Annotated in this window: 19 protein-coding genes; 10 read left to right on the forward strand and 9 right to left on the reverse strand. The window is 74.7% G+C overall.

Annotated features, from left to right (window positions below; translation table 11 throughout):
• Positions 1-118 precede the first annotated feature (118 nt).
• The gene (locus ACZ4E1_RS21510) at positions 119-526 is read left to right on the forward strand and encodes a DUF7144 family membrane protein (protein ID WP_467541437.1); all 408 of its coding nucleotides are present in this window, start codon (positions 119-121) and stop codon (positions 524-526) included.
• 26 nt (positions 527-552) lie between these two features.
• Here the strand turns inward: ACZ4E1_RS21510 and ACZ4E1_RS21515 are convergent, their stop codons facing one another.
• Both ACZ4E1_RS21515 and ACZ4E1_RS21520 read right to left on the reverse strand, forming a co-directional pair.
• Entirely contained in the window at positions 553-3,252 is a 2,700-nt protein-coding gene (locus ACZ4E1_RS21515; protein WP_467541439.1) for a winged helix-turn-helix domain-containing protein, read from the reverse strand.
• Positions 3,253-3,365: 113 nt separating this feature from the next.
• Positions 3,366-4,598: a PP2C family protein-serine/threonine phosphatase gene (locus ACZ4E1_RS21520; protein ID WP_467541441.1), complete on the reverse strand. Its 1,233-nt coding sequence runs from the start codon at positions 4,596-4,598 to the stop codon at positions 3,366-3,368.
• Between the two features lie 186 nt (positions 4,599-4,784).
• On the opposite strand from ACZ4E1_RS21520, the gene ACZ4E1_RS21525 reads away from it, so the two are divergent.
• Complete coding sequence (locus ACZ4E1_RS21525; RefSeq protein ID WP_467541443.1) at positions 4,785-5,069, forward strand: hypothetical protein; 285 nt, start codon at positions 4,785-4,787, stop codon at positions 5,067-5,069.
• Between the two features lie 156 nt (positions 5,070-5,225).
• On the opposite strand, the gene ACZ4E1_RS21530 is transcribed toward ACZ4E1_RS21525, so the two are convergent.
• Positions 5,226-6,839, reverse strand: a complete 1,614-nt coding sequence (locus tag ACZ4E1_RS21530) for a PucR family transcriptional regulator (RefSeq protein WP_467541445.1) — start codon at positions 6,837-6,839, stop codon at positions 5,226-5,228.
• A gap of 181 nt (positions 6,840-7,020) precedes the next feature.
• Between ACZ4E1_RS21530 and ACZ4E1_RS21535 the strand changes: the two genes are divergently transcribed.
• From ACZ4E1_RS21535 to ACZ4E1_RS21550, 4 genes are read left to right on the forward strand one after another with little or no spacing between them, the layout of a single operon-like run.
• On the forward strand, positions 7,021-8,115 hold the full coding sequence (locus ACZ4E1_RS21535; RefSeq protein WP_467541447.1) for a carbamate kinase: 1,095 nt from the start codon (positions 7,021-7,023) through the stop codon (positions 8,113-8,115).
• Positions 8,112-9,263 carry an acetamidase/formamidase family protein gene (locus ACZ4E1_RS21540; protein ID WP_467541449.1) on the forward strand — a complete coding sequence of 384 codons (1,152 nt, stop codon included), beginning with the start codon at positions 8,112-8,114 and terminating at the stop codon, positions 9,261-9,263. The genes ACZ4E1_RS21535 and ACZ4E1_RS21540 overlap by 4 nt, the downstream gene beginning before the upstream one ends.
• Complete coding sequence (locus ACZ4E1_RS21545; protein WP_467541451.1) at positions 9,260-10,552, forward strand: amidohydrolase family protein; 1,293 nt, start codon at positions 9,260-9,262, stop codon at positions 10,550-10,552. Before ACZ4E1_RS21540 ends, ACZ4E1_RS21545 begins: the two co-directional genes overlap by 4 nt.
• Before the next feature lie 22 nt (positions 10,553-10,574).
• Positions 10,575-11,195, forward strand: a complete 621-nt coding sequence (locus ACZ4E1_RS21550) for a DUF1097 domain-containing protein (protein ID WP_467541453.1) — start codon at positions 10,575-10,577, stop codon at positions 11,193-11,195.
• Positions 11,196-11,318: 123 nt separating this feature from the next.
• Here the strand turns inward: ACZ4E1_RS21550 and ACZ4E1_RS21555 are convergent, their stop codons facing one another.
• Positions 11,319-12,752, reverse strand: coding sequence for a YlbE family protein (locus ACZ4E1_RS21555; RefSeq protein WP_467541455.1), 1,434 nt, complete (start codon positions 12,750-12,752; stop codon positions 11,319-11,321).
• On the reverse strand, positions 12,749-14,335 hold the full coding sequence (locus ACZ4E1_RS21560) for an acyl-CoA synthetase FdrA (RefSeq protein WP_467541457.1): 1,587 nt from the start codon (positions 14,333-14,335) through the stop codon (positions 12,749-12,751). The genes ACZ4E1_RS21555 and ACZ4E1_RS21560 overlap by 4 nt, the downstream gene beginning before the upstream one ends.
• Positions 14,336-14,539: 204 nt before the next feature.
• Here ACZ4E1_RS21560 and ACZ4E1_RS21565 point away from each other — a divergent pair, with 204 nt between their 5' ends.
• A complete protein-coding gene (locus tag ACZ4E1_RS21565; RefSeq protein ID WP_467541459.1) occupies positions 14,540-15,433 on the forward strand; it encodes an aminoglycoside phosphotransferase family protein in 894 nt (297 codons plus the stop codon).
• Positions 15,434-15,440: 7 nt separating this feature from the next.
• Here ACZ4E1_RS21565 and ACZ4E1_RS21570 read toward each other — a convergent pair whose 3' ends face one another.
• Entirely contained in the window at positions 15,441-16,523 is a 1,083-nt protein-coding gene (locus ACZ4E1_RS21570) for a mechanosensitive ion channel family protein (protein ID WP_467541461.1), read from the reverse strand.
• 270 nt (positions 16,524-16,793) lie between these two features.
• Here ACZ4E1_RS21570 and ACZ4E1_RS21575 point away from each other — a divergent pair, with 270 nt between their 5' ends.
• On the forward strand, positions 16,794-18,047 hold the full coding sequence (locus ACZ4E1_RS21575; protein ID WP_467541463.1) for an aspartate aminotransferase family protein: 1,254 nt from the start codon (positions 16,794-16,796) through the stop codon (positions 18,045-18,047).
• Positions 18,048-18,284: 237 nt separating this feature from the next.
• Positions 18,285-19,745, forward strand: a complete 1,461-nt coding sequence (locus ACZ4E1_RS21580; protein WP_467541465.1) for an NAD-dependent succinate-semialdehyde dehydrogenase — start codon at positions 18,285-18,287, stop codon at positions 19,743-19,745.
• Between the two features lie 22 nt (positions 19,746-19,767).
• On the opposite strand, the gene ACZ4E1_RS21585 is transcribed toward ACZ4E1_RS21580, so the two are convergent.
• Positions 19,768-20,922 (reverse strand): hypothetical protein, encoded by a 1,155-nt coding sequence (locus ACZ4E1_RS21585; RefSeq protein ID WP_467541467.1) that lies wholly within the window; start codon positions 20,920-20,922, stop codon positions 19,768-19,770.
• Positions 20,919-22,133, reverse strand: coding sequence for a hypothetical protein (locus ACZ4E1_RS21590; protein ID WP_467541469.1), 1,215 nt, complete (start codon positions 22,131-22,133; stop codon positions 20,919-20,921). Before ACZ4E1_RS21590 ends, ACZ4E1_RS21585 begins: the two co-directional genes overlap by 4 nt.
• 232 nt (positions 22,134-22,365) lie before the next feature.
• Here ACZ4E1_RS21590 and ACZ4E1_RS21595 point away from each other — a divergent pair, with 232 nt between their 5' ends.
• Positions 22,366-22,443, forward strand: coding sequence for a 50S ribosomal protein bL37 (locus ACZ4E1_RS21595; protein WP_373287922.1), 78 nt, complete (start codon positions 22,366-22,368; stop codon positions 22,441-22,443).
• Between the two features lie 61 nt (positions 22,444-22,504).
• Here ACZ4E1_RS21595 and ACZ4E1_RS21600 read toward each other — a convergent pair whose 3' ends face one another.
• On the reverse strand, positions 22,505-22,681 hold the full coding sequence (locus ACZ4E1_RS21600) for a hypothetical protein (RefSeq protein ID WP_188335772.1): 177 nt from the start codon (positions 22,679-22,681) through the stop codon (positions 22,505-22,507).
• Positions 22,682-22,740: the final 59 nt, after the last annotated feature.

The raw sequence follows: 22,740 nt of genomic DNA on the forward strand, positions 1-22,740 counted from the left end.
AGCAGCGCGCCCGCCGGTGAACCTCACCCGCCACGGGTGAGCGCTCCCGGCCGCCCGGGGCCCAGGCTCGAAGTGACCGAGCCGTCAGCGACAGCGCGCGGCAGAGTGAGGAAGAGCCATGGCTACGACGACCCACCACCACTCGGACACGGCCCGGACGGCGGCGAGCGGACTGACCACGTTCGCCGGCGTTCTGCTGATGATCGCCGGTGTCCTCGACCTGCTCCGGGGGATCATGGCGATCGCCGAGGACGACGTCTACGTCTCGACCCCCAACTACATCTTCCAGTTCGACCTGACCGGCTGGGGCTGGATCCAGCTCGTCCTCGGCGCGATCGCCGTCCTCGTGAGCCTGGGCATCTTCGCCCGCGCCACGTGGGCCCGGATCGTCGGCGTGGGCATCGCGGGGCTGCTCATCATCGCCAACTTCCTGTCGATCCCGTACTACCCGTTCTGGTCGCTGACCCTGATCGCGCTGTACGCCTTCGTCATCTGGGCCCTGTGCGTGGTGCAGCGGGAACCCTAGAGGGGCGCCGTGTCACAGCGGACGCTTCAGAGCAGATGCAGTTCCCGGGCCCGGCGCACGGCCTCACCGCGCCGGGCCGCCGCGAGCTTGCGGTAGATGTTCCGCAAGTGGGTCTTGACCGTGTTGACGGACAGGAAGAGCTCGGCGGCGATCTCCTCGGTCGACATCATCTGTGCGAGCCGTTCCAGCACCTCCCGTTCGCGGTCGCTGAGCGGCTCGATGACGGGGGCGGGGCCGGACACCTCGGCTTCCGGCGGCTGCGCCCGGGACATCAGGCAGGCCGGAAGCCAGGCGTGCGTCCGGGCCAGGGCGGGCAGCCGGTCGAGCAGGGGTCGCAGCCAGGGTCCCGCCTCCAGGAAGGGGCGTCTCAGGCGCTCGGGCCGGGCGACCACCAAGGCGCGGGCGACCAGATGCCCGGCCGTGACACCGTCACCCCGGGCGCGGGCCACCTCGGCCCGCACCAGCAGGGCCCGGACCGTGAGGGCGGGCCCGTGACCGTCGGGGCCGGGCAGCGTGTCGACCAGGGCGCGTGCCGCCTCGTCGTCGCCCGCCGCCAGCCGGGCGCGGGCCGCGGCGATCGTGTGCTCGGGTCCTGTCCCGTGGCACCGGTCCAGGGTGTCGACCGCCTTCCGCGGATGCCCCCGGGCCACGTGAGCGGCTGCCGCGGCCAGGGCGACCTGGGTGCCCACCCACGCCGAGGGCGGCACGTCGGCCGGCGTCTCCTGCGCGTCGGCGAGGGCGTGCAGGGCCTCGGCCGGGTCGCCGCCGGCGAACAGCAGGCGGGAGCGCGTCACGGCCAGCCAGGAGGCCGCGATCGCGTCCTGGGAGGAGGCGGTGCGCGGGGCCGCGCGGCGCACCCGTGTGCGGGCGGAGTCGAGCTCGTCGCGTTCGATGTCCACGGCCGCGAGGACCAGGGGGCCCAGGGCGGTGCGCGCCGCCGGCGGCGGCCCGGACCCTTCCTCCTCGGCCAGGGCCCGCCGTGCGTGCGCCTCGGCCCGGCCCGGCCATCCGTCCAGGAAGTCCACCAGGGCGAGCCGGTCCAGACAGTCGTGTCGCAGGAGGGCCGTCGAGGGGCCTTCGGACGCCTGCACCGCGTTCGTCAGCGCCACCCGGGCCGAGGCGAGGCGGCCGGCCCACAATTGGACCGCCCCCAGCGCCGTCAGCCTCAGCACCCGCAGCTCGGGATGCGACGCCAGGCGGTCCGCGAGGACCTCCCGTCCCGCGAGTTCCTCCGCATGCCGTTCGGCGGTCTCCGCCGTGTCCGGGGAGTCGCGCAGCGCGCCCGCCAGGACCCGCAGCGTCGCACAGCTCAGGTGGGCGGCCGACGCGTCCTGCGCGCCGACCGGGGGTAGCCGCTTCTCGGCACGCTCCAGGTCGGCGAGCGCCCGGTGGACGTCGCGCCGGGACAGCGCGCGGGCGGCGCGGACCAGGTCGGCGGCGGGGCCCGGGGTGTCCGGCGGCATGGCGGCGAACAGCGAGTCGAGCCGTTCCGCGTCGGGGCCCGTGAGCAGCCGGCCGATCGCCAGGTCGTCGACGACCCGGTCCGCCGCGAACCCCCAGTCCCCGGCCGCGGCGGCGTGCGGCAGCGCCTCCGCGAGCAGTCCGGCGTCGCTCAGCCAGCGCGCGGCGGTGCGGTGCGGCGCGCGCTCCGATCCGGGGTGCCTGAGGGCGAGGTGCGCACGGAGCACCTCGGCGAACAGGGGGTGCAGCCGGTACCAGGAGTGGCCGAGCGGCTCGACGAACGCGTGCGCGCGCCGCAGCTCCGCCAGCACGGCAGCGGCGTCGTCCCGTCCGGTGAGGGCGTTCGCCAGGCCGGGGCTGATCCGCTCGCAGACGCAGGCCCGCAGCAGGAGGTCCCGGCCCGCGGGGGACTGGGCGTCCAGGACCTCGGACAGCAGGAAGTCCGCGACCGTCCCCTGCCACGTCTCGGGCGCGTCCAGCGCGCTGCGCGGGTCCTCGGCCCGCTGCGCGTCGAGGATGCCGAGGCGGAGCCCCGCGGCCCAGCCCCGCGTCCGTCCGGTCAGGGTGCGCGCGCCGTCGTCCGACAGGGGCAAGCCGTGCCGGCGCGCGAGCTCGGCGGTCTCCTCGGGCCGGAACGCCAGGTCGGTGGCGCGGAGGTCGGTCATCTCGCCGGAGGCGCGGTAGCGGTGCAGGGGCAGCGGCGGCTCGGTCCGGCCGAGGAGGACCAGGCGCAGGCCCTCGCCCGCGTGCCGCAGCACGGATTCCAGTCCGTCGGCGACCTCCGCCGAGGTGACCCGCTCGAACTCGTCCAGGACCAGGACCACCGGCTCGGTCCGGCTGTTCAGATACGCCGCGAGCCGGGACAGGACGGCGTCCTCGGCCTCTTCGGGGCGCGCGGGCCCGGGGAGACCGCCGGGCGGCAGGAGCCCGTGGTGGCTCAGGGCCGCGAGGACGTAGGTCCAGAAGTTTCCCGGGGCGTTGTCACTCGACTCGACGGTCAGCCACACCACCGGGCCCGGCAGGGGCGAGGTGCGCGCCCAGTCGGCGACCAGCAGGGTCTTGCCCGCCCCGGCCGGCCCGCTGACCAGGGTCAACCGGCCCGGACCGGCCTGGGCGCGGGTGAGGCGCTCGGTCAGGCGGGTCCTGCGGACGAACGTCCCCGGCAGGCGGGGGGTGGCGAACCGGGAGGCGAGCACCGCCTCGCCACTCGGTGTCAGAGCCCCGGTCGCGCCGTCGGGGGGACAGCCGGGGGATGCATGGGACATGACACTTCCACGTTGGCAGAACTGCCCGTGGAGTCAAGTCGGGCGGCCGTCCCCTCGGCGCGCAGCCGCTCTCGCGCGGCCGTCGGCTCGGCACGCAGCCGCGCTCGCGCGGTTCACAGACGCATGATGACCAGGGCCGTGTCGTCGGTGTTGCCGGTGGGCGGCAGAAGGTCGGCCAGGAGGGCGTCGGCCATCGCCTCCGGGCCGGTCCGGCGGTGCCGCACGAGGGAGCGCGCGAGGCGGGTAAGGCCCGCGTCGATGTCCTCGTCACGACGTTCGATCAGGCCGTCCGAGTAGAGGACCAGGGTGGCGCCCTCCGTGAAGGCGGTGCGTTCCTGTGGCCGCGGCATGTGTTCCGGGCGCGCGCCGAGGGGCGGATCGGTCGCCCGGTCGAGGAAGGCCACCGAGCCGTCGGGGTGGAGCAGCGCCGGTGGAGGGTGTCCCGCGCTGCTGTACGTGAGGGTGTGGGACTCCCAGTCGACGTAGACCTTCACCACCGTCGTCGACTCCGCGCCGGGGACATGACGGGCGTACAGTCCGAGGGCTTCCAGGGCCTGGGCCGGACCGTCGGCGACCCGGGCGGCGGCGCTCAGCGCACTGCGCAGCTGCCCCATCGCGCAGGCCGCTTCCAGGCCGTGACCGACGACGTCGCCGACGGCGACCGCGATGCGGTCCCCGTCCAGGTCGACGAGGTCGTACCAGTCGCCGCACACGTTCAGGGCGCCGACGGCCGGCCGGTAGCGGACGGCCGCCCTGTGGTGCCCGACCGGCGTCGGCGCCGGCAGCATCGCCGACTGGAGGGCCAGGGCGACCTCGCGTTCGCGCGCGTGGGCCCGGCGCAGACGCTCGTTGACCTCCTGCAGTTCCCGCGAGCGGGTGTAGAGCTCGGCCTCCAGCGCCCGGTCCCGTCGGTCGCCGTCGCCGTCGCCGCCACGGGCGCGGACGAGGTCGGTGATCTCCTCGACCCGGTGCACGATGAGGGCCACGTCGCCGTCCGGACCCGGCACGGCGGCGTTGACCGGACTCCAGTAGTGCTCCACCCAGTGCCCGGGCCGTTCCGCGTCCTCGATGTCGTAACGCAGCAGGGCCATGGTCTCGCGCTCACCGGTCTCTGCCACGCGCAGCATCGACGCCTTGGTCTCGCCCATTCCGGCCGCGGCCGGATCGTTCGGGTTCTCGGGGAAGACGTCGAAGATGTAGCGGCCCAGCAACTGCTCGCGGGTCCGGCCGACCAGCCGCAGGAAGTCCTCGTTGACATCGGCGTACAGCAGCTCCGGGGTCAGCAGCGCCACCATGCCGGGCAGGGCGTGAAAGACCGCCGCGTAGTCGATCTGCGGGTTCCTCATGTGCTGCCACCTCGGCACGGGCGTCCATGCGGTTGTGATTCCACGATAGGAGGGGACGCGCCGAGGCACCTGCCCAGCCGTCCGGCGAGAGGCTCCTGAGGCGCGCGTTCCGGGGAATCGCGCCACCATCGAAAGGAGGGCACACAGGTGCCGAAAAGGTGAGGGAAGGGAAAGACCGTGAGGGTAATGCTGACCGTTCAGATGGACACCGAACGGGCGAACAAGGCGATCGTGGACAACACGCTCCCGGAGGTCATGAAGTCGGCGCTGGAGCGGCTCGCACCCGAGTCCGCGTACTTCGGGGCCAAGGACGGCATGCGGACCGGCTTCTTCGTGTTCGACCTGAAGGAGCTGTCCGACATCCCCGTCATCTGTGAGCCGTTCTTCCAGGAGATGGGCGCGAAGGTGAACATCATTCCCGTCATGTCCCAGGAGGACCTCCAGGCCGGCCTGGCCAAGAGGGGCGGCTGAACCCGCACTCCCCGGCGGCCGTCCGCCGCGTCCATCGGGCGTCCGCCCGCGCGCACCCGCCGGCGACTCTGACCCATCTGTCTCGTAGGCGTGGTGGTCGCCGGGGAGTCGGGAGAGTCGGGGGAGAGTCAACCGGTCGCCGTCGGCGGCGGCGGCTCAGGTGCGGGCCCGTGCGGCCAGCAACCGGTGGGCGTGCACCGCCAGTTCGGTCTGGAGCCGGGTCATCGGATCCCGGTCGAAACCGCCCGTCAGGCGTTCGATCTGCTTGAGGCGGTAGCGCAGCGTGTTGTAGTGGATGTGGAGACGCTCGGCCGCCTCCACCCCGTTGCGGTCCCGGGCCAGGTACACGCCCAGACTGTGCACCAGGCTCCCCTCGTGCGCGGAGTCGTACGCGATCAGCGGTCCCAGGGCCTCCTCGACCAGACGGCGCAGCTCGCGCGCCGGCAACTGGTCCAGCAGCCGGTACACGCCGAGGTCCCGGTGCTCGCACACGAACGTGCCGCCGTACAGCTCGCGGCCCAGGGTGAGCGCGGCCAGCGCCTCGCGGTAACTCACGTGCAGATCCGCGAAGTCCGCCTGCACGCCGCCCGCCCCGACCCGCACCCGGGCCGCCGGCAGCGCCGTCGACACCGCGTCGAACACCGCCCGGCACACGTCCCGCAGCGCTCCGCCCGGCTCGACCAGCAGTGCCAGGCCCGACGGCACGCCCCAGCCGATGGCGCGCGGCCCGACCACGGCCCGCACGAAGGGCAGCAGCCGTTCCTCGGCCAGCCGCTCCGGCGGCGGCGCGGACGCCGACGCGCTCAGCTCCACCAGCACCGCGGCGCGCGGCACATCCAGCTCCCAGCCCATCGCGGTGGCGCGGCGGGCCGTCTCCGTGGGGTCCTGCGGGCGCCCCGAGACCAACTCCGTGAGCAGCAGCGCCCGGTAGCGGCGCTCCCGGTCGGCCACCGCCCGCTCCTGCGCCGCGACCATCGCCGCCAGCGTCGCCGCGTGTTCCAGCGCCGCCAACTGGCCTTCCGTGGGCGGCTGCGCGCACCACAGTGCGACCCGCCCCGCCGTGGCGCCCGCGCTCTGTACCCCGATCGCCCGCTCGGCCGCCGGCGCGCTGTCCCGCGGCGGCTCGCCCGCGCCCGCAAGCAGGGTCCCGTCCGGGCCGAGCACCGCCGCCGGACAGTCCGCCAACTCGGCCAGCGCCCGAGTCAGTTCCTGGTACGAGCCGTCGCGCAGCGCCGCCGTCGCCAGCCGCTCGTGCACCTCCTGGGTGCGCTCCAGGGTCAGCGCCCGCCGGTTCAGGACCGTGCCGATCACCTCGGCGAGCACATCGTTGAACATCACCTCGCCCGGCAACTCCAGGACGGGGAAACCCAGTTCGTCGGCCGCCCGCAGCATCGAGTCCGGCAGCCGGGGCAGATACGGGCCGATCTTCACGCCGAGCCCCGCCAGCCCGCGCCCGGCCAGCGACGGCACGAGCGCCGTCAGCGCCTCCTCGTCGTCGCGCAGCGCGTACGCCGTCGTCAGGAGCAGTTCACCGCCGCGCATCCAGCGCACGATGTCCGGCACCTCCATGATGTTCGCGACCCGGATCACGCGGTCCGCTCCCCGGTCGCCCGCCACGAGCCGGGCCCCGGCCAGGCAGGGCAGTCCGAGTGCCTCCGCCACCGTGATGCCGGACGCGGGAGGGCGTGACGGGGGCGCGAGGACGGGTGTGAGCGGGGCTGCGGTCGCCGCGCTCACCTGGGCCTGGACGTGCACTCGGAAGGCTGGCACGCCCTCCACTATGAGCACCCCCCGAGGGGCTGTAAATGCGGATCACGAGGGAAATCGGATGCTTACACGCCGGAAACGAGTGGGCGGCGAAGGCCCTGTCATCGGGCGTCAACGAGGGGCCCCGGCCTCTGGTGTCCGTTGCCCATGACCCGCTCCACGGGCCGTTCCTAGGGTGACCGCCATGCCTGACTCCCTCCCGCTGAGCGCCGTCCCCGCAGCCGTGACCGTCGTGGCGATCGGCGGCAACGCCCTGCTGCGCGGCGGGCCCGGCGCGACCATCGCCGAACAGTTCGACGCGGCCGAGGCCCTGGCCGGACCGCTCGCCGAACTGGCCGCCGACGGGCGGCGCCTGGTCGTCACGCACGGCAACGGCCCCCAGGTCGGCTTCATCCAGCGCCGCTCCGACCTGGTCGCCGCCCTCGCGCCCGAACTCCCGCGCCTCGACCTCGACATGTGCGTCGCCGACTCCCAGGGCTCCCTCGGCTACATCCTCGCCACCACCCTCGGCGGCCGGCTCCGCGCCCGCGGCCTCGGCGACCGCGTCGCCGCGCTGCTCACCCACACCGTCGTCGACCCCGCCGACCCCGCCTTCGCGCACCCCACCAAACCCATCGGCTCCTTCCACACCGAACAGGCGGCGCGCGAGCTCGCCGCCCGGCACGGCTGGAGCGTCGCCGAGGACGCGGGGCGCGGCTGGCGCCGCGTCGTGCCCTCGCCCGCGCCCCGCCGCGTCGTCGAGGAATCCGCGCTCGCCGCGCTGCTCGACCGCGACCAGGTCGTGATCGCGGGCGGTGGCGGAGGCATCCCCGTCGTCGAGGAGCCCGGCGGCGGCTACCGCGGCATCGAGGCCGTCATCGACAAGGACGCCACCTCCGCCCTCCTCGCGGCCCGCCTCGGCGCCGAACTCCTCGTCATCACCACCGGCGTCGACCGCGTCGCCCTCGACCACGGCCGGCCCACCGAACGCCCCGTCGACCTCCTGACCGCCGACGAGGCCCGACTCCACCTGGAGCAGGGCCAGTTCCCGCCCGGCAGCATGGGCCCCAAGATCGAGGCGGCCCTCGGCTTTCTGCGGGCGTCCGGCCCCACGGCCCGCGTCCTGATCACGTCACCGGTGGCGCTGCCGGCGGCGCTGGCCGGAGCCGGCGGCACCTGGATCCGTCCGGGTGCCGCCGCTCCGGCCACGGCCGAGCCCGCCCCGCCGCCCGCGTCCCCCGGCACCTCCGCGCGCGTCACCGACCCCGTACCGACCGTCGCTCAGGGAGACCCTCGATGACCCGTCAGCTCGCCGCGCCCGAAGGCCGGCACCACCTGCCCACCACGCCCGACAACGCCCGCTGGGGGACCCTGCCCACGCCCGGCGACCGGGCCGTCCTGACCGTCCGGGACGGGGACACCGTCACCGTCGACTCCGTGTCGCACGAGGGGATCCTGGAGGACCAGGGGCGTGACCCGGTCAGCTTCTTCGGGGCCTACGGGGTGCCCGAGCACGCCGTGCCCGCCGACGCCCGCGACATCGCCGCCTCCGGCATGCCCCGCGACGCGCAGGAGCACGGCCCGCACGTCGTCACCGGACCCATCGCCGTCACCGGCGCCGCCCCCGGCGACCTCCTCAAGGTCGAGGTCCTCTCCCTGCACCGTCGCACCGACTACGGCATCGTCTCCAGCCGCCACGGCCGCGGCGCCCTGCCCGCCGCGCACCCGGACCCCGCCCACCCGTGCACCGGCGTCACCCGCCGCATGCCCTGCGGCACCGTGTCCACGTACACCACCGTCGAAGTCGACAGCGGCGGACGGGAGTTCGGGCTGCTGCCCTACGGGGATCAGGGGCGCCGCGCCCGGTTCCCGCTGCGCCCGTTCATGGGGATCATGGGCGTGACCCCGGCGCACGAGACGCCGCTGAGCACCGTGCCCCCGGGCCGGCACGGCGGCAACCTCGACGTGAAGGTGATCGACACCGGCAGCGCCCTGTACCTGCCCGTCCAGGTGGACGGCGCCGGATTCACCACCGGCGACCCGCACTTCGCGCAGGGCAACGGCGAGGTCGCGCTCACCGCGTTCGAGGCACCGCTGCGCGCCACGTTCCGGCTCAGCGTCCTCAGCGGCGCCGCCGCCCGCCGGGCCGTCGGCCTGATCGACAGCCCGTTCGGCGAGACCGACACCCACTGGGTCGCCATCGGCCTGAACGAGGACCTGAACCAGGCGATGCGGGACAGCGTCCAGGTCGCCCTGCGCTTCCTCACCACCCGCGTCGGCATGGACCCCGCGAGCGCGTACGCGTACCTGAGCGCGGCGGCCGATCTGGAGATCTCGCAGGTCGTCGACCAGGTACAGGGCGTCCACTGCCTGATCCGCAAGGCCGACTTCGGGGACCTCCCGAGCGGCGTCGACGAGCCCGCCGAGGCTCTGGAGGTGCGCGCGTGAACCGTCTGCTGCTGCGCCGGGCCCGCGTCGAGGACGCGGCCGGCCTCTCCGACATCCTCGTCACCGACGGCAGGATCGACTCCGTACAGCCGACGGGGCCTGGAGGACCCGACGCCGAGGACACGCACGTCGTCGACTGCGCCGGACGCGTCGTCCTGCCCGGATTCGTCGAGGCGCACATCCACCCCGACAAGGCCTACCTCGACGGGCGGCGCGCCCCGCGCGGCCCCGCCCTCGCCGACGCCATCGCCGTCACCCTCGAACTCAAACGGGAGTTCACGCACGAGGACGTCACCGCCCGCTCCCGACGGGCCGTCGAGGCCGCGATCCAGTCCGGCACCACCACCCTGCGCGCCCACCCCGACGTCGACCACGTGCAGGGGCTCCTCGGTGTCGAGGTGCTGCTCGAACTGCGCGAGGAGTACCGGGAGTTCATCGACATCCAGATCGTCGCGTTCCCCCAGGAGGGCATCTGGCGCTCGCCCGGCACCGAGCGGCTCCTGCGCCGCGCGCTCGCCGCCGGCGCGGACGTGGTCGGCGGCTGCGCCTACCAGGAGGACTCCGTCGAGCTCTGCCGCCGCCACGTCGACCTCGTGCTCGACCTCGCGGTCGAACACGGCGTCCCCGCCGACCTGCACGCCGACTTCGCCGACGACGCGAGCGACAGCCGCTACGCCATGGCCGAGTACGTCGCCGACGCCACCCGCGCCCGCGACCTCGGCGGCCGGGTCGCCCTCGGCCACATGACCTCGCTCGCCGCGCGCCCCGAACCCGAGCGGGCCAAGGTCCTGGGCGCGCTCGCCGACGCCGGGGTCGCCGTCGTCCCGCTGCCGGCCACCGACCTCCACCTCGGTGGCCGCACCGACCGTCATCCCGTGCGCCGCGGCATCGCCCCCGTACGCGAACTGTGGGACGCCGGGGTGCTCACCGCCACCGCCTCCAACAACCTCCGCAACGCGTTCACCCCGTACGGCACCGGCGACCTGCTCGACATCGCGCTGCTGCTCGCCCAGACCGGGCACCTGCACGGGCCCGCCGACCTGCGCCGGGTCCTGCGCATGGTGACCCACGACGCCGCCCGCGTCGTCGGGATCGCCGACACCTACGGCGTGCGCGCAGGCGCCGCGGCCGATCTCGTCGTCCTCGACACCACCCGCTACGACGACATCGTCCTGGACCGTCCCGACCGCGCCTACGTGATCAAGGCAGGCCGTGTCGTGGCGCGCACCACCCGAACCCGCACCCTGATCGACCCGCCCACCGCACCACCCGGCCCTCCGGGGCCCTGAACCCAGCGAAGTGGAGCCCGTCATGCGTGAACGCATACCGCACGAGATCGTCGCGTCGATCCTGGCCGCCACCACCGCCTTCGTCGGCGGCACCGCACTGCATCTGCCGCCCTGGGCGATCTTCGTCCCCTGGGCGGCGATGTTCCTGATGGGCGGCCCCAGCATGGAGGGGGCGAAGAAGATCTGGCCCGCGATGGTGGCCGGATCGAGCTTCGCCCTCGTCATCGTGCTCGTCGAACAGCACGCCGGGACGGCTCTCGGGGAGGGCCGGTTCGCCCGCAACCTGATGCAGGCGCTGGTGATCCTCGTCGTGAACTCGGCCCTCATGTACACGGGCCGGACCCAGCTCTTCACGCTCATCCCCGGCATGTTCTTCGGCTTCGCCTGCTACTTCGCCACGTTCTTCGGCGGTTTCGGCTACGACCCGGGCAACCCGTGGGCGGCCTGGGTGTGCGTCGTCGCCATGAACGCGCTGGGCCCCGTCTACGCCTACCTGTCGATGAAGCTGACCTTCCCGGTGGCGCAGATGCCGGACCTGCCCGCGGCCGCCGGCCGCACCGAGGGCCCGGGCGGCCAGGCCGCTTCGCAGGAGACGGCCGCCACGGACCCCCGGCAGGCCGCGGTCCGGCCCGAGGCTCCCTGATCCGCTCCCGGCCCGATGGCCAGGAGGCCCTGGGCGCGGGGCGGCGCCCAGGACACTCCGGCCGTCCACCGCGGCGGACGGCCCCGCACGCGCCGCCGCCCCGGTGACGTCCTCACCGCCGGCTCACACCCCCGGCCCCGGCTCGTGCTCCGGTTCCGGTTCCGGGAACGCCCGCAGCGCTCCCGTGAAGCACTCCATCGGGGCGTGCGTGAGGCCCGCGCCGATCTGGCCGATGCCCGGCTCGCGATGCGCGATCCCGGTCGTGATCACCGGTTCGATGCCGGTGTCCACGACGGCCCGTACGTCGATCCCGAGCGGGCTGCCCTCGAAGTCGAGCCCCGGCAGCCGCAGTTCACGATGGCGGCCCACCGTGATCCGGCCCATCCGCACGCTCGTCGCCCGGGCCCCGCGCGGTGTCCCGCCGACGAAGCCGACGATGGCCGGCGCCGCCGCGAGCGCGAAACCGCCGAGCCCGTACACCTCCGTCACCGCGCTGTCCCCGATGTCCGGGTTGGCGTCCGAGGGCCCGTAGCCCGCGAAGTACAGGCCCTCGACGACCGCGGCCGGAGCCGTGTGCCAGGCGGAACCGCCGCCGCTGACCCGGATGCCGACCTCCACGCCGTTGCGGGCGAACGCGGTCACCAGCGTCGAGTGCGGCACCCCGTGACCGGCGAGCGTCGCCGTCTTCGCCGCCGCCATCGAGAAGTTGAGGAACCAGTACGTGTTGTCCTGGAGGAAGTCGAGCGCCTCCACCCCGCCGAGGTCCGCCTGCCGGGCGAGCGCCGGGGCCATGGCGCGCAGCAGCAGCGCGCTGGCCGCCGTGTTGCGGCTGTGGCACTCGTCGCCCATCTGGAGGGCCTGCGCGGTCAGCGAGCGCAGGTCGACCGGCTCGGGCAGGGAACGCAGCGCCGCCTTCAGGCTGGGTGCGAGCCGCTCGCCCATCCAGCGCAGCCGCGCCAGCACGTCGTCGCCGAGCGCCCCGTAGCGCAGACAGCGTCCGGCGCCCTCGTTCAGATTGCTGTACGCGCGCCGGCCCGTGCTCGCGTCCTCCACGACGAGCAGCGGCATCGACGGCGAGATGATCCCCGCCATCGGGCCCACCGCGTCGTGATCGTGGCAGGACGCGAACGCGATGTCCCCGGACGCGGCGAGCCGCTCCGCCGCCTCCGGCGTGTCCGCCCAGCCCTCCAGGAGGGCCGCGCCCACCACCGCGGCGCGCATCGGCCCGCACATCCGCTCCCACGCGATCGGCGGCCCCGCGTGCAGCAGCACCCGCTCCGCACCCGCGAACACGGGCAGCGCCTCACGCGCCGTCACGACGTCCGTCCACAGCGGCCGTACGTCCAGGACGCGGCGCAGCGCCTCCTCGTTCGCGGCGTCGATCAGGGGGTGCGCCGTCAGCCGGGCGAGCTTCGCGCCCAGCGCGGGGTCGGCCCCGGCGGGCGGGCGCCAGTCGACGGGCGTGACGCGGGCCCCCGCCGCGCGGGGCGCCGCGCCGAAGGAGTCGAGCCCCACCGTCACGACGTGCGGGTCCGCTCCGAGCAATGACGCGGTCATCGGGTCCTCCGGTCGGACGGCGTGCCGCAGGGCACGGGGGCGAACACGGCGGCGACGGCGTCGGCCGTCGTCGTACTGCTGTCGAGGACGGTGACGCCCGCGTCCCGCAGGGCGCGCAGCTGCCCGTCGAGGCCCTGCGGATCGTCCGGGGTGCCGACGACGAAGGCCACGATGTGCGGCAACCGCGCACCGGAGGTCGCGCGTTCCTGAGCGACGACGTCGGCCACCGCGCCCGCCGGATCCGCGTCGGCCCCGTACCCGAGGACGACGTCCACCACCACGACCGCCGTCGCCGGGTCGCGCAGCGCGGCGGCCAGCCACGGGGCGCGCACCGCCGGGTCGATCATCGGATGCGGGCGCCCGGCCGTGAACAGGTCGTCGCCGAGGTCGAGGACGACATGGGAGGCGGGCAGCCGGGGCGTGTCACCCGGCGCGGGCGGCTGCGCGTCCACGTCCGCCTTGACCCCGGCGGCCTCCAGGCGCAGGCGTGCCTCGTACGCGAACGTGCCGCCCGCGTACAGGGCGCGCAGCAGGCGCCGTTCCCCGGTCGGCGCGGGGAGCGGAGCCGGGACGGGCGCGGGACCGTCGAGTCCGGCGGCGGCCCGGGCCGCGTCACGCAGGGTGCCCGCCACGCGGACGCCCGGCGGCGCGTCGGGCGCCCCGCCCAGGAACGCGGCGACGACGGGCTTGCCGGTGCCGGTTGCGTGCGCGAGGACCTCGCGGGCCACACCCGGCGCGGGCGGCTTGGAGACCAGGACGATCGACTCCGTCGCCGGGTCGGCGGCGAGCACGTCGAGCGCGTCGCGCATGCACGCCCCGCCGACCTCCTCCGACAGGTCCCGGCCGCCGACGCCGATGACCTGGCTGACGCCGGTGCCGTACGCCTGGAGCAGCGTCGACACCTGCTGAAGTCCCGTGCCGGACGCGCCGATCAGGCCGACCGGGCCGCGCCGCACCGCGTTCGCGAAGCCGAGCGGGATCCCGTCGAGCACGGCCGTGCCGCAGTCGGGCCCCATCATCAGCAGCCCGCGCGCGTGGGCCTCACGCTTGAGGGCGACCTCGTCCGCGACGGGCACGTTGTCGCTGAACACGAAGGCGTGCATGCCCAGGCGCAGCGCCTTGAGCGCCTCGGCCGCCGCGTACGCGCCGGGCGTCGATATCACCGCGAGGCGCGGGGTGCCCGGCACCGTGGCGAGCGAGCGGGGCGGCTCGTCCACGTCGTCCGAGGCGCCCGTGCCGGCCGTGCCGTGCGCGTCGTCGGGGCGGCCCTGTGCCAGCAGCCGGTCGGCCTCCTCCACGGCCCGGGGCACCGCGTCGGGCGGGCAGCGCAGCGCGATGAGCAGGTCGTTGGGGCGGGCCGAGGCGCCCTCGGCGGCGAGCAGCCCGGCCGCCTCCACCTGCTGCCGGTTGGCGGGCGTGGCCATCACCAGACCGGCCGCCGCGATGCCGGGCAGCGCGGTCAGCGCGCTCGCGATGCGCATCAGCGCGACGGAGTCGACGTAGGTGTCGGCGCGGACGAGATTGTGGACCTCCGGCGCGGACGCCGGGGCTTCGGGGGGTGTCATCTGTGCGGGTTCGACCATGCTGCCGACCGTAGGCCGGGACCCCCGGGGGCTGTCTTGGTCGCGGCGTGCCACATCGGGGCCGGAAGGCTCGGTACCGGCTGACAATGACGGCGCGGGACCTGGAGAAATCCGGATGCCCGCGGCCGGTACGGGCCCTAGGCTCGGGCGTCCGCGCGGTCGGCTGTGCGGACCGGTGAACCGGCGGATCGGCGAAGGGCCACGATGAGCGCACCGCGCACGCTGCACGACGACGAGCCCGCCATGGACGAGCCTCTCGTCCGGGGGCTGCTCGCCGACCAGTTCCCGCACTGGGCCGCCCTGCCGCTGCGCCCCGTCGCCTCCGACGGCACCCAGAACCTGCTGTTCCGGCTCGGCGACGACCTCGTCGTCCGCATGCCGCGCACCTCGGGGGCCGCCGCCGACGTATCGGGGGAGCAGGACACCGTACGGCGCCTCGCTCCCGGACTGCCGGTCGCCGTGCCCGAACCGCTCGGCACCGGCGGACCCGGGCGCGGCTACCCCTGGCCGTGGGCCGTGTACCGCTGGCTGCCCGGCACGATCCCCACCGGCGGTCCGCTCACGGACCCCGCCCGACTGGCCGTCGACATCGCCGAGTTCGTGCGGGCGCTCCAGAAGTCCGACCCGGCCGGCGCGCCTCCCGCGTACCGGAGCGGGCCGCTCGCCCCGCGCGACACCGACACCCGCGAGACCATCGCCCGGCTCGACGGGATCGTCGACACCGCAGCGGCGGCCGACCTGTGGCAGGACGCCCTCGACGCGCCCCCGTGGACCGGCCCCGAGGTCTGGCTGCACGCCGACCTGGAACCGGGCAACGTGCTGGTCGACCCGGGGACCGGCCGCCTCACCGCCGTGATCGACTTCGGCTGCGCGGGACTCGGCGACCCGGCCGTCGACCTCATCGCCGCCTGGTACGTCCTCGACGACGCGGGCGCCGCCGTCTTCCGTACGGCCGTCGGCCACGACGAGGCGGCCTGGCGGCGGGGCCGGGGCTGGGCCCTGACCATCGCCGTCCATGAACTCGCGTACTACCGCGGGCGGAACGCGTTCATGGCCGACACCGCCGCCAGGGTCCTCGACCGGCTGCTGCTCGGCTGACGTCCGGTCAGCCGACGGGGTGCTGCGCGGCGTCCCGCTGCTGCGGGATGACCACCGGGGCGCTGCCCTGGGCGAGCGCCACCGTACGCACGGGGGACGGGATGCGGATGCCCTCGTCGCGGTAGCGCCGGTGGAGGCGCTTGATGAACTCGTGCTTGATCCGGTACTGGTCGCTGAACTCGCCGACGCCGAGAATCACCGTGAAGCTGATCCGCGAGTCGCCGAACGTGTGGAAGCGCACCGCCGGCTCGTGCTCGGGCAACGCGCCCTCGACCCCGCTCATCACCTCGGCGACCACGTCCATCGTGACCCGCTCGACCAGGTCGAGGTCGCTGTCGAAGGAGACACCCACCTGCACGAGCAGGGTCATCTCCTGCTCCGGGCGGCTGTAGTTGGTCATGTTCGTCCCGGCCAGCTTGTTGTTCGGGATGATCACGAGGTTGTTGGAGAGCTGCCGCACCACCGTGTTGCGCCAGTTGATGTCGACGACATAGCCCTCCTCGCCGCTGCTCAGTCGGATGTAGTCGCCGGGCTGGACCGTCTTGGAGGCGAGGATGTGCACGCCCGCGAAGAGATTGGCGAGCGTGTCCTGGAGGGCGAGCGCCACCGCGAGGCCGCCGACGCCGAGGGCGGTGAGCAGCGGGGCGATGGACACGCCGAGCGTCTGGAGCACCACGAGGAAGCCGATCGCGAGGACGACCACCCGGGTGATGTTCACGAAGATCGTCGCCGATCCGGCCACCGCGGAGCGGGACTGCGCGACCGTGCGCACCAGGCCCGTCACGACGCGCGCCGCCGTGAGCGTCGCGGCGACCATGACGAACGCGGTCAGCACCGTGTTCACCGTGCGGCCGGTGCGCGCCGTCAGCGGCAGCAGTTCCGCCGCCACCGCCGCGCCCGCCGCGAACGTCGCCCACGGCACGAGCGTGCGCAGCGCGTCGACGATCACGTCGTCGCCGCCCCACTTGGTCTCGCTCGCCCGCACGCCCAGCCAGCGCATCAGGGCCCGCAGCAGCAGGCCGCCGATCAGCCCGGCGAGCAGCGCGACGCCGGAGAACAGCAGGTCGTGCAGTTCGACAGCGCGGGTCACCGGACACCTCCCGCGCTCAACACTGCGGAGTAAAGCGTTATGTGATGTTTCGTCACCTGGTACCTGCCGGATCGGGGATGGGGCGCGCGCGGGCGTCCTGACCGCCCGCGCGCGGCCATCCTGCCGCACGCCCCCGTGGGGCGCGACACGCGGGGGGAGCCGTTCCGTTTCGATGAACTCCCAGGTCAGAGGGGTGAATTCGGGGATGGCGGGGAATCGTCGTACATGACCCATTGACGACGGTTCGCCCCGGCCCCGAGGCTGGAGTGCATGACCCGACTGTCCGAGCATCTGCGTCAGGCCACCCCCGTCGTCGCGCAGCGAGGGGAGGGCGTCCACCTCTACGGCATCGACGACCGCCGCTATCTGGACTTCACCGCCGGCATCGGCGTCACCAGCACCGGGCACTGCCACCCCCGGGTCGTGGCCGCCGCCCAGGAACAGGTCGCCACCCTCATCCACGGCCAGTACACGACCGTCCTGCACCAGCCGCTGCAACGGCTCGTCGAGCGGCTCGGCGACGTCCTGCCCGAGGGCCTCGACAGTCTCTTCTTCGCCAACTCGGGCAGCGAGGCCGTCGAGGCGGCGATGCGGCTCGCCCGCCAGGCCACCGGGCGGCCCAACATCGTCGTCGCGCACGGCGGCTTCCACGGCCGCACCGTCGCCGCCGCCTCCCTCACCACGTCCGGCACGAAGATCCGTACCGGCTTCGGGCCGCTCATGGCCGGGGTCGCGATCACCCCGTTCCCGAACGCGTACCACTACGGCTGGGACGAGGAGACGGCCACGCGGTTCGCCCTGAAGGAATTCGACCACCTCCTGCAGACGGTGACCGACCCCGACGACACCGCCGCGATCATCATCGAACCCGTCCTCGGTGAGGGCGGCTACGTCCCGGCCAACACGGCCTTCCTGCAAGGGCTGCGCGAGCGCGCCGACCGGCACGGCATCCTGCTGATCCTCGACGAGATCCAGACCGGCGTCGGCCGCACCGGCCGCTTCTGGGGCCACGAGCACTTCGCCGTCCGCCCTGACGTCCTCATCACCGCGAAGGGCCTGGCCAGCGGCTTCCCCCTGTCCGGCATCGCCGCGCCCGAGTCCCTCATGCACCGGGTCAGGCCCGGCTCCCAGGGCGGCACCTACGGGGGCAACGCGGTGGCCTGCGCGGCCGCCTGCGCCACGCTCGACGTCATCGAGGACGAGGGTCTGGTCGCCAACGCGGCGACCATGGGCGCCCGGCTGCGCGCCGGCCTGGAGGACGTCGCCGCGAAGCACCCGGCGATCGGCGACGTGCGCGGCCTCGGCCTGATGCTGGCCAGCGAGTTCACGGCCCCCGACGGCACCCCCGACCCGACGACGGCCCTGCGCGCCCAGCAGGCCGCGGCGGACGAGGGCCTCCTCCTCCTGACCTGCGGCCCCTGGGGCAACGTGGTCCGCATGATCCCGGCCCTCGTGGTCACCGAACCCCAGATCGACGAGGCACTCCGCCTGTGGAACACGGCGGTCGCCACGGCTACGGGCTGAGCCATGCGCCGGCTCCCGTGCGGGACCGGCAGGTCCCCTGGGGTGCATGGAGTGCGCCTTCAGGGGCGCGGGGCCGTCTCGATCTGCGGCTCCGCCGCGTGGGCGCGACCAACCACGACGGCGCGGCACCCGGCGACGATCCTCCGCCCCCCCCACAACCCAGCCCCGACCAACCCGCACCCGCCACCCCGCGGCGCCGCACCACCCACCACCCCCGACCCACCAGGAGCCCCCAGAATGCCCACGCACCCAGTGATCGACTCCGTGCCGAAGCAGTTGCGGATCGGCGAAGGATGGGCGGCCGCCGCGTCGGGACGGACGCTGGCCGTCGACAACCCGGCCACCGGCACCGCCCTGTGCGAGGTCGCCGACGCCGGACCGGAGGACGCGGCCCGCGCCCTCGCCGCCGCCCGCGAGGCACAAGAGGGCTGGGCGCGCACCGCGCCGCGGGCCCGGGGCGAGATCCTGCGCCGCGCCCACGAGATCATCCTCGAACGCGCCGAGGACCTGGCGCTGCTCATGACCCTGGAGATGGGCAAGCCGCTAGCCGAGGCCCGCGGCGAGGTCGCCTACGCCGCCGAGTTCTTCCGCTGGTTCTCCGAGGAGGCGGTCCGCATCGACGGCGGCTTCGCCACCAGCCCCGACGGACGCAACCGCCACCTGGTGCTCCGTCAGCCGGTCGGCCCCTGCCTCCTGATCACCCCGTGGAACTTCCCGCTCGCCATGGGCACCCGCAAGATCGGCCCGGCCGTCGCCGCCGGCTGCACCATGATCCTCAAACCGGCTCCGCAGACCCCGCTGTCCACCCTGGCCCTGACCGCGATCCTCGCCGAGGCGGGCCTCCCGCACGGCGTCCTCAACACCCTCACCACGTCCGACGCCGCCGCCGTCGTCGAACCCCTGCTGCGCGGCGGCGGCATCCGCAAGCTCTCCTTCACCGGCTCCACCCAGGTGGGCCGGATCCTGCTCACCCAGTGCGCCGACACCGTCGTCCGCACCTCGCTCGAACTCGGCGGGAACGCGCCGTTCATCGTCTTCGACGACGCCGACCTCGACGCGGCCGTCGACGGCCTGATGGTCGCCAAGATGCGCAACATGGGGGAGGCCTGCACCGCCGCGAACCGCGTCTACGTGCACGCCGGAGTCGCCGAGGACTTCGCCGCCCGCCTCACCGCCAGGATGTCCGCCCTGACCGTCGGCGACGGCACCGCGCCCGGCACCGACGTCGGCCCGCTCATCGACGCGGCGGGCCGGGACAAGGTGGAGCGCCTGGTCCGCGACGCCGTGGGGCGCGGCGCCAAGGTCCTGACCGGCGGCGAACTCCCGGAAGGGCCCGGCACCTTCTACCCTCCGACCGTCCTCGCCCAGGTGCCGCGCGACGCCGAGCTGACCGGCACCGAGATCTTCGGCCCGGTCGCCGCCCTGTTCACGTTCGAGGACGAGGACGACGTCGTCCGGATCGCGAACGACACCGAGTGGGGCCTCGTCTCGTACGTCTTCACCCGTGATCTCGACCGGGCGCTCCGGGTCGGCGAACGATTGGAGACCGGCATGGTCGGCCTGAACACCGGCCTCGTCTCGAACCCGGCCGCTCCCTTCGGCGGCGTCAAGCAGTCGGGTCTCGGGCGCGAGGGCGGCCGGGTCGGCATCGACGAGTTCCTGGAGTACAAGTACCTCGCGATCCCCTACAGTTCGTAGCCGAGCCGACGGGGCCCCGGGGTCAGAGGCGTTCTATCGCGCGGAAACCGGCGAGGACCGACAGCAGGTGCCGTGCGGGCGGTGTCAGTTCGACCACCGCCACCGGCCGCCCGGCGTTCAACAGGCCGAGGACGGCCGCGAGTTCGGCCTCGGAGAGATCCGTCTCGGTGACATGCCCGCACGCCGCCACCAGACGCCGTCCGGCGCCCGGCGCCCACAGGATCCGTTCGACCGCGCGCACCGCGTCGTCGTCCGTGAGCCAGCCGGGCCGCGCCGCGGGCGGCACCGGACGGAGCCCGCCGTCGGTGGCGTGCCGCAGCGCCTCCCGCGCCAGGCGCCGTTCCGTCGCGGCGGGCCGCGCCCCGAGCCGGAACACGTCGAGCGCCTCGGCCAGCACAGCGGGCAGCCCCCCGGCCGCTCCCGCCGCGTCGTCCCGTACGAGGATGTCGTCGCCGCCGGGCCGGCCGGTCCGGGCCGGCCCGTGCGGATCCGGGGGCGGGCAGTGGGTGTGCGGGGCGCGGGGCACACCGACGCGGACAGTGGTCACGGGCCGGGTCGTGGGGTCCGCCGCCGCCCAGTCGTGGCCGGGCGGCAGATAGAGCAGGTCGCCGGGGAGCGTCGCGGCGACGGTCGTGTCCCCGGCGCCGTCCGTCACGCGCAGGCGCAGCCGTCCGGTCAGCAGGCACACGAACCGGGCCTCCCGCACCGCCTCCGCCGGGACGACGGGCTCGCGCGTGCCGTGGGTCAGGGTCGTGCGCACCCCGGCGTGGGGGGAGCCCACCTCGTCCCACAGACCGGCGAGGAAGGACCGCTCCCGCGCCCACAGCGGATGGTGCGCCGCGTGCAGGGCGTGGACGACCAGCGCGAACGGCCGCCCCTCCGTCTGCCCGGCGAGACGCAGGTCGTAGCGGGCGAACGAGCCGTCCTCCTGGAGGGGCAGCAGGTCCCCGGGGTCGGTGAGCAGCCGGGAGCCCACGGTCAGTTCGGCCCGCGCGGCGGTCACCGCGAACTGTGCGGCGACGACGGCGCTCTCGAACACCTCGTTCCGGTCGAACGGCGCGGCGTTCGGCCCCGCGGGGCGCAGCACGACGGGCCGCCGGTCCCAGTGGGTGTGCGCGAAGACCCGCCAGTCGAGCGGGTCCAGGACGTCTGTGCGGGGCGGACCGGGCGCGCTCACGAACGCCCCGCGCCCGGGCACGGCTCCACGTCCACGGCGCGGGCCCGGTACAGCGCGTCGAGCGGGCCGGTCAGCTCGGGGGACGCGGGCCGCAGCCGGGCGGCGCGGGCCAGCTCGGCCACGGTGATGCCGGAGCGGGCGGCGCGCAGCGGTGCGAGGAGCCGGTCGGAGGCGGCGGCGGGCACCGGCCAGGCGTGGCCGTTGGCCGCCCACACGGGCCCGTCCGCGCCGTCGGCGACCCGCACGATCTCCGTCACGCGCCGTAATCGGTGCGCCGGCGCGAAGGCGATGCCCGGCTGGGGCGGCGGGACCGGATCCAGCCCGGCGGCGGACCGCAGCGCGGCCCAGCGCAGCAGCAGCGCCCGCTCGGGGGCGCGCCCCGCGAGCGTCCCGCGCAGCAGGTCCGCGCAGTCCCGCAGCGGCGCCGGCACGGCGAGCCGCCCGTCGGGTGCGGCGGGCGCCGGATGGGGGAGCGGGCGCCGGCGCGCCCAGGGCCCCGCCGCGTCGCGCATCAGCGCGCCGAGGACCTCGGAGACGTACGGGAGGGCGCAGGAGCGCCGTGCGGGCACGGCGAGGCGCAGGGTCGTGCACGGGCCGGTGCGCTGGTCGAGAGGGTGGCTGCCGGCCGGCCAGTGCACGAGATCGCCCGCGCGGGCATGCAGGACGTACTCGGTGCCGGTGTGCTCGGGCCGTACACGCACCGTGAGGGAGCCGTCGAGCACCCAGGTCAGGCCCGCTGTGTCCGCGCGGACCCCGGGCCGGTCCGGCGCGTGGTGCCGGTCCCCGACGGCGAGCTCCGCCGTGACCGGGAGCGCGGGCCGGCCGACGTGCCGCCACAGGCCGTCCAGGACGTCCCGCACGCGCGCCCACAGGCCGAAATCGTGGGTCAGCGGGTCGGTGGCCGTGAGCAGCCAGCCGTCCCCGGCCAGCTCGGGCGCTGCGGCCAGGCGGCGGACGTACGCGGCCGTGTCGGGATCGTCCAGGCCCGGCAGGAGCGGTCCCGGGGCGGGCAGCAGCGCGTCCGAGGTCGTCAGCCGGGTCCGTCCGGGGCGCGCCGCGGCGGCCACCAGCAGCGTGTGTGCCTCGGCCGCTCCGAAGCCGATCCCGGGAGCGTCCGCCACCACCACCGGTTCCCCGGCCCAGTGGGCCCGGGCGAAGCGCCGCCAGTCGGAGCCGGCGGCTTCGGAGACGGATGCGGGGCGGTGCGTCATCGGGGTGGGATCTCCTCGGTCCCTCACCGGGGGAGACGGAGCGACGGGCCACGTGACCCTCCCAGACCGCTCCGGCCCCGTCAACGCCTTTGCGGAGAAGCCGTGAACGACCGGCGCCGGTCCTCGACCGCGAGCACCCGGGGGACAAAGCGTGACCTCGCGGAATCGCGCGGCCGAACGGCCTGTGCAAGGGTGAGCCACGGATGTGTCCGCTACGCCCCGGGAGGTCCCGATGTCATCGAAGCGACGCCGCAAGAAGAAGTCCCGCCGCAAGCACGCGGCGAACCACGGCAAGCGTCCCCAGTCCTGAACGGGGACGCGGACCGGAACTGAGCGGCGGGGCGGAGGAGGGGCCGAGGCCGGAGGCCGGATCAGGCCCTCTGCACGGCTCCTTCACCGATCGCCATCGCCCACTCCGTCACCAGCACCTCGTACTCCGCGCGGTCCTCGGCGGTCAACTGCCCGCCGGTACGCGCCCACAGGTCACGGATCTGCTCGTTGACCTCGTCGGCGGACCGTTCGGAGTGCGGGGCAGGAGTGGAGGACATGTGAAAGAGGGTAGGCGATCGGTGCGGCTTTTCGCTCCGGTCCGTCACGTGGGCATCGC

It is taken from the genome of Streptomyces sp. NPDC025806 (assembly GCF_055558275.1).